Annotated in this window: 8 protein-coding genes; 5 read left to right on the forward strand and 3 right to left on the reverse strand. The window is 63.2% G+C overall.

Features of this window, described 5'->3' with window-relative positions; genetic code table 11:
- The first annotated feature begins 116 nt into the window (after positions 1–116).
- The 3 genes from Pan44_RS08325 (at position 117) to Pan44_RS08335 (ending at position 3,305) form a co-directional block, all read left to right on the forward strand.
- The gene (locus Pan44_RS08325; RefSeq protein ID WP_145029086.1) at positions 117–1,352 is read left to right on the forward strand and encodes an aminotransferase class I/II-fold pyridoxal phosphate-dependent enzyme; all 1,236 of its coding nucleotides are present in this window, start codon (positions 117–119) and stop codon (positions 1,350–1,352) included.
- Between the two features lie 22 nt (positions 1,353–1,374).
- Positions 1,375–1,701, forward strand: a complete 327-nt coding sequence (locus Pan44_RS08330) for a hypothetical protein (RefSeq protein ID WP_145029088.1) — start codon at positions 1,375–1,377, stop codon at positions 1,699–1,701.
- A 464-nt stretch (positions 1,702–2,165) separates the two neighbouring features.
- A complete protein-coding gene (locus Pan44_RS08335; RefSeq protein ID WP_197453943.1) occupies positions 2,166–3,305 on the forward strand; it encodes a serine hydrolase domain-containing protein in 1,140 nt (379 codons plus the stop codon).
- A 138-nt stretch (positions 3,306–3,443) separates the two neighbouring features.
- Here Pan44_RS08335 and dnaB read toward each other — a convergent pair whose 3' ends face one another.
- Positions 3,444–4,859, reverse strand: a complete 1,416-nt coding sequence (gene dnaB / locus Pan44_RS08340; RefSeq protein WP_145029092.1) for a replicative DNA helicase — start codon at positions 4,857–4,859, stop codon at positions 3,444–3,446.
- A gap of 489 nt (positions 4,860–5,348) precedes the next feature.
- Between dnaB and ilvC the strand changes: the two genes are divergently transcribed.
- Positions 5,349–6,353, forward strand: a complete 1,005-nt coding sequence (gene ilvC, locus Pan44_RS08345; RefSeq protein ID WP_145029094.1) for a ketol-acid reductoisomerase — start codon at positions 5,349–5,351, stop codon at positions 6,351–6,353.
- 63 nt (positions 6,354–6,416) lie between these two features.
- On the opposite strand, the gene Pan44_RS08350 is transcribed toward ilvC, so the two are convergent.
- Positions 6,417–7,790, reverse strand: coding sequence for a hypothetical protein (locus Pan44_RS08350; protein ID WP_145029096.1), 1,374 nt, complete (start codon positions 7,788–7,790; stop codon positions 6,417–6,419).
- A gap of 251 nt (positions 7,791–8,041) precedes the next feature.
- Between Pan44_RS08350 and Pan44_RS08355 the strand changes: the two genes are divergently transcribed.
- Positions 8,042–9,430 (forward strand): neutral/alkaline non-lysosomal ceramidase N-terminal domain-containing protein, encoded by a 1,389-nt coding sequence (locus tag Pan44_RS08355; protein ID WP_145029098.1) that lies wholly within the window; start codon positions 8,042–8,044, stop codon positions 9,428–9,430.
- A 225-nt stretch (positions 9,431–9,655) separates the two neighbouring features.
- Here the strand turns inward: Pan44_RS08355 and Pan44_RS08360 are convergent, their stop codons facing one another.
- Positions 9,656–12,694, reverse strand: a complete 3,039-nt coding sequence (locus Pan44_RS08360; RefSeq protein WP_145029100.1) for a PVC-type heme-binding CxxCH protein — start codon at positions 12,692–12,694, stop codon at positions 9,656–9,658.
- Positions 12,695–12,804: the final 110 nt, after the last annotated feature.

The following is a 12,804-nucleotide window of genomic DNA, read 5'->3' on the forward strand; positions in this document are numbered from 1 at the left end:
TCGCCGGAATGTGCCGAAAGAACTAGACTCTGAATGGGGGAAAGTCTGCCCAGGCTGCACGATGCGCCCAGGCTGTCATTGCGGTCCCGCCGCCCAGGACCGCGCACGGTGTTCCAATGCGAAGTGAATCGGAAGTCCCATTTGCTGATAACCCGTTCCAGGTGCCGGTCGCGGACCGCCTCAAGCGGCTGCCGCCCTATCTGTTCGGCAAGATCAACAAGCTGAAGTACCAGAAGCGCGTCGCCGGGATCGACGTCATCGATCTGGGAATGGGCAACCCCACGGACGCCCCCGATCCGGCGATCCAGGAGAAACTGGCCGACGCCCTGAAGGATCCGCGCAACCACCGCTACTCCGTCTCCAACGGCATCGGCAACCTCCGCCGTGAAGTCTCGAAACGTTACGACCGCAAGTACGGCGTGCGTCTCAATCCGGATGACGAAGTCATTGCCTGCCTCGGCTCGAAGGAAGGCTTCAGCCACATGTGCCTGGCTCTCATGGGGCCGGGCGACACGGCGATCGTTCCTTCACCAACCTTCCCGATCCACAGCTACGCCGTCGTGCTGGCGTCCGGCAACGTGATCGCGCTCGACGTCCGCGACCCGCAGAAGTTCCTCTCGAACGTCGCCTATACCTGCGAGCACCTCTTCCCCAAGCCGCGGCTGGTCGTCGTCAACTTCCCGCACAATCCGTCGTCGACCTGCATCGAGCAGGATTTCTTCGTCGACCTCGTGAAGCTCGCGAAGAAGTACGGATTCCTCGTCATCAGTGACTTCGCCTACGCCGACATCTGCTACGACGGCTACCAGGCCCCCAGCTTCCTCGCCACCCCCGGAGCCATCGACGTTGGCGTCGAGCTGACCACGATGTCCAAGGGCTTCAGCATGGCCGGCTGGCGTATCGGCTTCTGCTGCGGCAACAAGGAAATGGTCCGCGCCCTCGCGACGATCAAGGGCTACTACGACTACGGCATCTTCCAGGCGATCCAGATCGCCGCCATCGTCGCCATGCGTCACGCCGAGCCGGCCGTGGATGCCATCGCCAAGGAATACCAGAAGCGCCGCGACGTGCTCGTCGACGGCCTGCAGCGTCTCGGCTGGGAAGTCGAGAAGCCGAAGGCCGGCATGTTTGTGTGGGCCAAGATCCCCGAGCCGTGGGCCAAGATGGGCTCGATCGAGTTCTCGATGAAGCTCCTTGAAGAAGGCGGCGTCGCCGTCAGCCCGGGCCGCGGCTTCGGCGACGAAGGTGAAGGCTACCTCCGCCTCGCGATCGTCGAGAACAGCCAGCGGCTTCGCCAGGCCGTCCGCGAAATCGGGCGGTGCACGAAGGCCGATCAGGCGAAGGCATCGTAACCGGTCCATTAAGGCGACGGGCATGCAGCCGGAAGATTTGATCGCAGACTTTGTCTTGCTGACCGGCGTGATCTGGATCGTCACGGTCGCGAGGAAAAGAGAGGAACTGCGAAGACAGCTGGCAACAGGCTCGATTATTTTTCGTTGGTTTCAGCACGCAACCGTTGCTGTTGCCGTCGGCTGGAGCACGTTGAGTCTCGGTTTGCAGCTCGCCGGAAAGGCGACGGACCTTTCGCTCGCTCCCTACATGGCAGGCTTGCTCATGGTGTCATGGTGGCCATTCCTTTTTGGCGTCTGGAGTTTCTCACCGGACACGAAGTTTCGTCAGTCAAAGGCGACACGGAGTTGAGTCCCGGCCTCCCCAGGAATGAGCCCCGATAGGGGCGGAACAACATAGCCACGGGCGCCAGCCCGTGGAAAACGTCCCAGACGACAACAAAGCCCCGCAAGGGGCGACACAACACTTCTGCTGGCCTCGTTGTGGCACCGTCCCTGTGGCACGGTCTCCCGACCCACCTGAGCCGACCGCCAGGTCTCCCGGCAAGACACCACCGACTGCCTTCCTTTCCTTCCTTGCCTTCTGTTCGCCTTGAAGCCAACTCAGGAACGCCGAAGCTCTGTCACCGGTCTCGATTGCACTGGAAGTCCTTTCTCCTTCTCTCCTTCCCTCCTGTTCAACTCAACGCGACGGAGCTCCACGTCGCGTGACAGGCTCCCGAGCCGCGAATGTATTCGTTGGAAAATTCACCACCACGGAAAGTGACCTCGCGACAGGCAGGATTTCAGAAGCCTCACCCCGGCAGAAGAACTGCAATGCAAGCCCTTCGCTGTGTTTTGCTCGCCCTTCTCGTCGTTTCGTCGGCCCCACAGGCCACCCGCGCCGACGATTCAACCACTCTCTCCACGCGTGTCTCCCAACTCACCGCCGACTACCGCGCCAAACGCCCCTTCGCCGCACTTTCCGTCGGCCTCCTCCAGAACGGCCAGTCCCACACCTTCTCTTACGGCCAAACCGGCGAAGCCGATTCCCAGCGCCCGACGGACGGCCGCACACTCTTTGAAATCGGCTCGATCTCCAAGGTCTTCACGTCCCTCGCCCTCGCCGTGATGGTCGAACGCGGCGATGTGAACCTGAACGACCCGCTCAGCAGGATCCTCCCCGACGCCACCCTCTCCGAAGACGCCGGGAACATCACGCTCCACGAACTCTCGACCCACACCTCCGGCCTCCCGCGACTGCCGGTCGCGATGATCTTCGATGCCCTCTGGAACCGCGACAATCCGTATGTCGCCTTCGATGAGCGACGCCTCGAGCACTTCCTCAGTTCGTGGAAGGCTCCCGATCAGCGGGCGTTCATGTATTCCAACCTGGGCGCGGGCCTCCTCGGTCATGCCCTCCAGCACAAGGCGGGCCTCGGCTCCTACGACTCCCTGCTCAAGTCGACGATCGCCACCCCCCTCGGCCTCGTCGACACCACCGTTCACCTTTCGGCCGACCAGAAGTCTCGATACGCATCGGGCTACTCGCTGAAAGGTCTGCCGGTCTCCAGCTGGGACTTCAACGCCCTCGCCGGCGCGGGCGCGATCCGTTCTTCAACCGACGACCTCCTGGTCTTCCTCAAGCACCAGCTCAACCCCGAACAGTCCCCGCTCGGCAAACCGATCACGCGGTCCCACAAAACCCGGAAGCAGACGAAGTCGGGCGTCATCGGCCTCGGCTGGCTGATCGTCGAGAAAGATGGCCGCACCCTCTTCTTCCACAATGGCGCGACGGGCGGCTACACGGCGTTCATCGGATTTGAGCCCGGCCGAAAGCAGGCCCTCGTGCTGCTCTCCAACACGGCCGACGCGTTCGCCCGGGACAACAGCCTCGACAAACTCGGCTTCAAACTCCTGGGCGATCTCGGAACCACCCCCGAACCACCCGAAGCCGAAAAAACCAAAGACCGCTGACCCACCCGGGTGTCACAAGCTCCGCCCCGGGGTGCCACTGGCTCTGCCAGTGCAAACGTTGTCGAGCCCGCACCCCAACCGCCTCCGTGCGTCTCCGTGAACTCCGTGCCTCGGTGGTGCACCTACCCCCTCCCGGAATCAGAAATCCCCCATCCCCGCCGGCACATCCACGGCCGCCTTGTCGCCGAACCGCAGCTGTTCGCGCATCCACACCAGTCCTACGGTGCCGATCGGGCCCGAACGGTTCTTGGCGATGATCAGGTCGGCCTCGCCCGGCCGATCGCCCGGGTCATAGGCGTCCGGACGGTGCAGGAACATCACGATGTCGGCGTCCTGTTCGATGGCGCCCGATTCGCGAAGGTCGGAAAGCTTCGGCCGCTTGTCTTCACGCTGTTCCACGCCGCGGTTCAGCTGCGCGAGCGCGATGACCGGGCAGCTCAGATCCTTGGCGAGGAACTTCAGTCGCCGCGTGATCGTCGCAATCTGCTGTTCGCGCGGCAGCCCTTTTTCGTCGGCTTCGATCAGCTGCAGGTAGTCGATGATGATGATGCCCAGCCCGAAGCGCCGCTTGAGACGCCGGCCGATCGCGGAGATCTGCGACACCGTCCGCCCCGCCACGTCGTCGATATACAGCGGCAGGTCGCGGAGTTCGTTGGCCCCTTCCATCAGGGCCGCCTGTTCGATTTCATCGAGGTTGCCCTGACGCAGCTTGTGGCCGCTGATCTTCGCCTGGATGCACAGCAGACGCTCGGCCAGTTCGAGCTTCGACTGTTCGAGGCTGAACAGCAGCACCCCCTGCTTCTGCATCGCGACGGCGAGCGAGAAGTTACAGACCAGCGCCGTCTTCCCCATGGAAGGACGGGCAGCCAGCACGATCAGTTCCGACGGCTGGAATCCGCTCGTCATGTCGTCCAGGCCATGGAACCCGGTATGGAGGCCGCTGATCGTCCCTTCCTGATCCATGCGGTGGAAGATTCGCTCGAAGGTCGCTTCGAGGATATCGCCGATGGCGAACTTGTCAGTCGTCGCCTGCCGCTCGACGATGTCGAAGATCCGGCGTTCGGCCTGGGTGACGACTTCGTCGATGTCCTCGCGGGCGGTGAAGGCCTCCCGCAGAGATTCGGTGCACGCATCGATCAGCGACCGCTGCAACCATTTGTCGCGGACGATCCTGGCGTAGTACTCGGCATGCGCGGCGTGAGGGACGGTTTCCAGCACCTGCAGGATGTAGGCCGGGCCTCCGATCTGTTCGAGATCCCCCCGCTTCTCCAGTTCGGCCGCCAGCGTGACCGCGTCGATGCCCCGTCGGCCCGACTCGTACATGTCCGCAATCGCCTTGAACATCCGCCGATGGGCGTCGGCATAGAAGCGTTCGCCGCTGAGGTGCGGCAGCACCTCGTCGATCGAGTCGTTCAGCAGCAGGATGCTTCCCAGGACGCTCCGCTCGGCCTCGAGGTCCTGCGGCGGAACTTTGTCGAACAGCGCCGACACCTGCTCCCGATCCTTGTGAGTTTCCTCGCTGCGGGGACGGCGGGGTTTGCGTTGTTCAACCATGAAAACAGAGCGGCGAAAGCCGAAAAGCGATTCCGGGAGAGGCGACCGACCGGCGCGGGCGGGCCAGTCTAGCGACTCCCGGCGGCGATTGAGAGGTTCCGTGTGAGCCCACCTTCGACGTCGTCGTAACTGCCGCAGTGGTCGGGTCTCGCGTCGACTCCAGGGCCCATTCGCGCAACCGTGCGCCTTCAGAGGAGGAACAGAAATGCCGCAGATCGATCACCGTTCGCGATGCCCGGAAACCCAATGTGACTCGCTGGAATCTGACGCGCTGACACACAAATCGCGTAGCGCTTGCAACAGTCGCTCAAAATCCCTGCGTTTGACGCATTTCGCCCGAACTTTTTGTTCGTCACTTGGTCTGCGACAACGGTTTCGGGCCTTCGCGTCGTTGACGACCGGCCCGCGCCTCTGGATGATCTTCCCTTCGCTTTCGGCGGCCCTCCTTCTGCGCGGGCCGTTCTTTTTGAACAGAACTTTCGAAACGCCATGCCCGTCACCATTTACTACGACAACGACGCCGACCTGTCCCTGCTGAAGGGCAAGAAGATTGCCATCATCGGCTACGGCAGCCAGGGCCACGCTCAGGCCCAGAACCTCAAGGACAGCGGCTGCGACGTCATCGTCGGACAGCGCAAGGGCGGACCGAACTACGACCTCGCCGTCGAGCACGGCTTCAAGCCCGTCTCCGCCGCCGAAGCCGCCGAGCAGGGCGACCTGATCAACATCCTCCTGCCGGACGAACTGCAGGGCGACGTCTTCCGCAACGAAATCCAGAAGGGCCTGAAGCCGGGCAACGTGCTGATGTGCTCGCACGGCTTCAACATCCACTTCGGCCAGATCATCCCGCCGAAGGGTGTCGACGCCGCTCTCGTCGCCCCCAAGGGCCCCGGCCACCTCGTCCGCAGCGAATACGTGAAGGGCGGCGGTGTCCCCTCGCTCATCGCCATGTACCCCGGCTCGAGCGAAACCTCGAAGAAGCTGGCCCTCGCGTATGCCAAGGGCATCGGCGGTACCCGCGGCGGCGTCATCGAGACGACCTTCGCTGAAGAAACCGAAACCGACCTGTTCGGCGAACAGGCCGTTCTCTGCGGCGGTGTCAGCGCCCTCGTGAAGGCCGGTTTTGAAACGCTCGTCGAAGCCGGCTACCAGCCGGAAATGGCCTACTTCGAGTGCATGCACGAGCTGAAGCTGATCGTCGACCTGTTCTACCAGGGCGGCCTCAACTACATGCGGTACAGCGTTTCCAACACGGCCGAGTTCGGCGACTACACCCGCGGCCCGCGGATCGTCACCGAAGAGACCAAGAAGGAAATGAAGAAGATCCTCCACGAGATCCAGAGCGGCCAGTTCGCCCGCGACTGGCTCCTGGAAAACCGCGTCAACCAGCCGACGTTCCAGGCCACCCGCCGCCGCGAACGGACGCACCTCATCGAAACCGTCGGCAAGCAGCTGCGGAAGATGATGCCCTGGATCAACTCGAAGGAAGTCTGATCCACGATCAGAGCTCAGCAGATCCAAAGCCCGGGGGTTGCGACCCCCGGGCTTTTTCGTTGATCACGATTCGCTCAGGGAATCATCGACAGTCGGCGAATCCTTCCGGCGCGGCCTCGCTGGAAGGAGTTCCACCTGCGACATGTGGACCAGCAGTGTCCTCGCCTTGAACGCGGTCGCCACGAACGAGATCACCATCCACGCCCCGCCCAGGATGAGCCTGGTCCAGTTCCGCTGCAGCGGCACGAAGTAGATCGCCAGCCGATCGTTGCATTCCTGCACGAACGCATCGCCCGCGCGGGTCAGCTCGATCCGCTCGAACGAGGTGGAATGCTCCAGCCGGCCGATCTCCTTCTTCGCCTGGTTGTCGACGAGCAACGGCGTCGCGCGCTCGCGTGAGGGAAGCTGAAGGCCGATCTCCCGCAAGGCGCGTCTCACGGCGCCGTACAGAGGCGGAGAGTCGCGCGTGTAACTGCCGATGAAGTAGCGACCATCGTCGGTGATCAGGTTCGGCTTGGAATGCCAGCGCTTAGGAACCGGATGAATGACGTTTCCCGTCTTCAGGTCCCAGCGTCCCAGTCGACAGTCGTATTCTCCTTCGCGATATGGAAAGAGGAGTTCCGTGAGTTCGGCGTTGAAATACGGGGTGTTCGTGCCGCCTTGAATGAATCCTGTGGACAGGAGTTTCTCCCCGGTCTGCATGTCGTAGACCGTCGACGTGCCGCCACGCCCCCCTTCTTCAACGAGATAGCCCGGCGGCGAGGACATCCAGATGCGCGAGGCGGATTTCAGGTCGAATCGCTCATCCTGTGTGCCATCTCTGACGTTGAGCACCTGGCGTTGGCGCTGTTCGATGACAAGGCCTTCAATCTGGCGAACGGTGTTCACGTCCGCGCAGAAACGATCGCCTCGGGATCCCCAGTTCGGGCGGAACATGTGGATGTCATTCCGCGACCAGAGCGGATCGCCTGTCTCCACATCGAAGGCGCTCGTCGTCCCCTTATGAATCGTGAGCAGCACGCTCCTGTCCAGAAACGCCTGGGAGTTGACGCCCCTCGGAAGCGATGGGATCCGGCAGCGCACTGTCTCCGCCCGCAGATCGACGACCGTTGCGACGCCGTCGCGAAACACGAGCGTCGTTCGCGAATCGCCAAAGCTGGGCCGGACATCGAGGTCCGAGTCGGACAGCCGATCGAAGAGATGCTCGCCCGTCCGCATGTTGTAAAACGAGACGGGACCGTGGTCCTTGTCCCAGATCAACACCTCGTCCGGCGCTGCCGAGTCCACCATCCACCACTTTCCCCACCGAAAGGGGATCTCCACATTCGGCTGGACGGGAATGTTGTACAGCCAGTTCCACACCGAGCAGAGGAAGAGCAGCAGGAGCAGAACCGTCACGCCGACCGCGCCGCGATTTCCCGCCGAATCCTTCGCCATGCCATCCGCCATTGTCGCCCTTCTGTTCTGGTGCAGTTTCGACCGGCGAAGACTCTCTCGAACGAAAGCGCAGCGTCAGCAACCGGCGACCACGATACCAACTCTGATGGCCCCATGAATCCGTCCGCCCTGTGAAGACGCAGCGCCGCCGAACAATCCACTCGTCCCTGGAAGGGCGATTCGCCCCCGAGCGGTCGAGCCCGGCTTCTTGCTAAGCTCACTTCGTTGCAGGCACTTTCCTGGGAGCATCCATGTCGCAGAAGGTCACACGCCGCCAGACGCTGCTCGGACTGGGAGCCGTGGCAGGAGGACTTTTGTTCGCTCCATCTCTCTGCGCGGCCGAGACGACCTGGAAGGCCGGTGTCTCCCGCGAGGTCATCACCCCTGACACTCCTGTCTGGCTGGCCGGCTACGGTTCTCGGCGCGCCCCCGAAGGAAAGCTGCACGAACTGTGGATGAAGGCTCTCGCCTTCGAGGCGGCTGATGGATCGCGGGCGGTGCTGATCACGAGCGACTTCCAGGGGGTACCGCGGTCGATGAGTGACCGGGTGTTCGAGCAGCTGAAGTCGAAGTTCGGGCTGACGCGAGCGCAGGTGATGTTCACGTTCTCGCACAATCACTGCGGGCCGCGGCTGGGGGATGACCTGATCGATTACTACCCGGTCGAGGCGGCGCAGGAGGACCTGGTTCGCGAGTACACCGACCGGATGGTCGAGCGAACGGTGAAGCTGGTGGGCGATGCGCTCGCGCGATTGGACCCGGCGAGAGTTGCGACGGGGATGGGGCGGGCGACGTTTGCGGTGAACCGGCGGAACAACCCGGAGAAGGACGTCCCGACGCTGATTGCGGAGGGGAAGCTGCGCGGGCCGGTGGATCATGATGTGCCGGTGATGCGCGTGGACCGGGCGGACGGGACGCCGCTGGCCATTCTGTTCGGGTATGCGTGTCATCCGACGACGCTGAGCTTCACGCAGTGGTGCGGGGACTATCCGGGGTTCGCCCAGATCGAGGTTGAGCGGGCGTATTCCGGGGCGACGGCGATGTTCGTCAATACGTGCGGCGGCGATCAGAACCCGCTGCCGCGGCGGACGGTGGAACTGTGTGAGTCCTATGGGCGTCAACTGGCGGTGGGCGTGCTCGATGGGCTCAAGCGGCCGCTGAAGCCGGTGACTCCGAAGCTGAAGACGGCCTTCGAGCTGATTGAGCTGCCGTACCTGGAGGTGATGTCGCGGCAGCACCTGGAGCAGTTTGCGGGGGACAGCGCGGCGATCAAGGCGCGGTGGGCGAAGCGGCTTTTGAAGCAGCTGGATGAAGGAGTGAAGTTTGAAACGGGGTCACCGTATCCGCTGCATGCGTGGCTGTTGGGGGACGACACGCTGATGCTGGGGATGGGGGCGGAGACGGTGGTGGACTACGCGATCCGATTCAAAGGGGAGTATGGGCCGGGAACGTGGGTGTGCGGTTATTCGGACGACATGCTGGCGTATGTGCCGTCGCGGCGGGTGTGGGATGAGGGGGGGTATGAGGGGGGATCGAATCTGTTTGAGTATGGTCGGCCGGCGCTGCGGTGGGCGGGGGATATTGAGACGCGGATCGCGGAGGGGATGGAGCGGTTGGTGAGGCGGGTGCGCGCGAAGTGAGGGCTCGGCAACGCGAAGCGGAGCTTCGCAGAGAGTGCGTTCCCAAGCCGGAGCTTGAGAACGAGGAATGGGTGCCACGGTCGTGTCGGTCGTGCGCTGCGGGCGGCGGTGACATTGGGAGGCCGCGTTCTGCGAATGCACGGCTCACAGAGCCGTGGCACGCACGATGTCGAAGGACGCCGCTGGCGACACTTGACCGGCGGCTAGCGCCGTCCGCTCACTGGTTCATTTCAACGACTGGAGGAACGCGAGCAGGTCGCGCCATTCCTGGACCGTCATACGGTCAACCAGTTTCTCCGGCATGACGGACGTCTGGACGGGGCGTCGCTCCTCGATCTCGGCCGTCTTGAGCTCGATCGTCTTGCCTTCGCTGTCGCCGAGGATCGTTTTGCCTTCGTTCTCGTGGACGATCATGCCGGTGAAGACCCGGCCGTCGACGTGGACCATCTGCCAGTTGGTGAACTGGGGTGAGACTTCCTTGCTGGGTTCGAGGATGGAGCCGATGAGCTTTTCGCGGGTGAAGGTGGCGCCGATTCTGGAGAGGTCGGGACCGACTTTGCCGCCGCGGCCGTGGACAGTGTGGCAGTTGGAGCAGCCAGGCCCTTTCGGATTGAAAAAGACAAAGTCACCCCGAAGTTCGATTTCAGTCAAGTTGCGTTGCCCTGCCCCTCTCCAGTCGATCGCAACTGGCCGCTCCGGAGGCTGTCGAAAGTTATTCATCGGAAAGGCGCGACCAGCCCCGAAGATCAACCACCATTGCTGCCCGAGAGCATCGACGTCCGGCGGTCCTTGGAATCCGGGAACGAACGTACCTGCGGTCTTGAACAACTCGTCCAGGCGCGCGACAACAACGTCGTCGTGACCCAAGCCACCACGAAATGCGGTCACCGCCATCTCCGGGGCAGTCGTGGAACTCAAGAGAAAGTCTTTGATCTCCTGATTCCGCGGGTTCGCGACAAAATGACGAATCACTCCGAGCAGGGCATTCTGTGGATAGCCGCTCTGCATGGCGGCCATCGCCATGAGGGGCGACAGGGCATCGGCCCCCGTTCGGAATGCGAGAGTCCTGATCGCCTCGCGACGAACCGACGGATCCGCATGACGGATCAACTGGTCCAGCAGTTCGATCGAAAGGACCTCGTCATCCGGATCCACCAGCCTCAGCGCCTCCACCAGCACGGCCGGCGACGCCTTCTCGTCCTTCAGCAGCGGCGCCACATATTTTCCCGCTGGCGTCTTGTCGAAGTCTTTTGGATCCTTCCCATCGATCATTTCGAGGGCGGCGATTGTCGAGAGGAAGAGATCGCGATCCATCGGCGATTGGGTGAGACATTTCTCGACGACGGGACGTAACGACTTCATTCGCTGCTCACCGGCCCATTGGACGGCGGCGCGGCGAACGATCAGATCATGTCGCTTCAGGCCAGCCTCGATCGCTGATTCGTTCGCGGGATCGATCCGCTTGAGGGCGAGCAGCGCGACGAGACGCACGCGCGAGGAGAGACTGGCGTCGCTGGAGACCAGCTGAACCAGCTTGTCGGCGGGCATCTCCGTGGCGCAATCACGGGCGAGAGCGCAGAGCCCGAAGGCATCCATTCCGTCGACCGCCGAATTGATCAATTCCACGATCTTCTTCGGAGCCGTTCCCGCGGCCGATCTCAGCAAGGGGATGAACGCTTTCACCCCGCCGAGAACGTACATCGGGTCGGCGCCGGCCGGGTCCTTCAGCAGCGCCTGCATCCGCTGCACGGAGGGGGCGTTGTCGAAATGGGCCATTAGCGTAAACGTCGAATCGAACGGTGCGGGCTTCGGTCCGAAGAGATCGCGCAGCTGGCGCGGCTCGTCCGCCTTTTCTCCCACGACGATCGCGGCCAGCGCTTCGTACTTCGCCCGTTCGGACGCATCGGCGTCGCGAAGAACGGCCACGTTCTGCAGCCCGTTCAGTTCGCCCAGGCGGCGGGCCGCCAGACGTCGCACAGCACCGACTGGCGATTCGAGACTCTGCTTGAGGATGCCGGGCCGCTCTTCCTTCTGAATCGCCGAGAAGTCGGGCCTTCGACGTTCGCCGTCAACGGCCGAGATGCGCCAGATGCGGCCTTTGCCGTGCAGCTTGTACTCCCGAAGGACCCAGTCGGTGCAGTACATGCTGCCATCGGGAGCGAGGGCGAGGCCGACGGGGCGGAAGCTTTCACCGCCGACGATGACGGGCTCGGCGACGGATTCGAAGGAAAGGCCTTTGGGCTTCAGGCGGAACACATCGATGCGGTGGTCGCCCCACGACGTCGCGAACAGATGCCCGCGGTAGTTCTCGGGGAGGGCATCGTGTTCATAGGCAATCACGCCCGAAGGAGCTTCTCCTGTTCCAGCCACCATCGGCAGCGTGCCGGGGAGTTCGCCGTTCCAGCTCGTGAAGGGGTGCAGGCCTTTGCGGCCGTTCTTGAAGTGATAGCCGTAGTCGCCGCCTTCGATGATGTGGAGCAGGCGGCAGGGGGGACGGCTGTCGGGGTCGTTGTCGACCGAGAACATCCGGCCGAAGGCGTCGAAGCAGGAGGCATGAGGATTCCAGCAGCCGTTGGCCCAGAAGCGGAACTCCGTGCCATCGGGGCGGAAGCGGTAGACGTGGCCACCCTCATCGTGTTCATAGACGACGGCGCCGCTGCGGTCGCGAACCTTGTAGGGCTCGCCGAGGTTTTCGCCCATGCCGACGAACATGTAGCCGACGGCATCAAACGCGAAGCCGGCGAAGCCGTTGTGGGGGTAGTTGCCTTTGGTGTCGAGTTCGAAGAGGACGGTGCGGCGGTCGGAGACGTCGTCGGCGTTGGTGTCTTCGAGGAGCAGGACCTGGTTCCGCGTGGCGACGTAGACCTGGGTCGTCTTCGCGAGGGCGGCGGCGTCACCCTGGTCGACGCCCTTGAGACGGATGGGCTTCATCCAGACGGGTCGGACGGCGACGGACATGGTGGCGGTGAAGCCATCGGCGAAGACCGTGGGTGGTTTGGCTTTGCCGGTTTCGTCAGTGCTGAAGACGAGGATGCGGTCGGAGGGATGGCCGGGGTAGTTCTCGGGTCGGAAGTGGGTGTTGCACTCGATGGCCCAGACTCGGCCGTGCGAATCGACATCGAGACCGGTGGGCGTCGCGATGAGCGGCTGTTCGGCGAACAGGTCGATCCTGATCTTCGGATCGAGCGAACGGGGCATGTCGTCGGCCGCGAAAGCGGTCGCGGCGAAACACAATGCGAGCAACGCGAGACAAACGCAGCGCATGCGATGGGCTCCGAGGAAGGCCCCACGAGGATAGCGTGACGGCCACCGCTTGGGATCATTGCGCGAAGCATCCGGTGGAAAAGCCGGGCTTCTCTCTCCGATTCACGACG

Source organism: Caulifigura coniformis (assembly GCF_007745175.1).
In the GTDB taxonomy this organism is placed as follows: domain Bacteria; phylum Planctomycetota; class Planctomycetia; order Planctomycetales; family Planctomycetaceae; genus Caulifigura; species Caulifigura coniformis.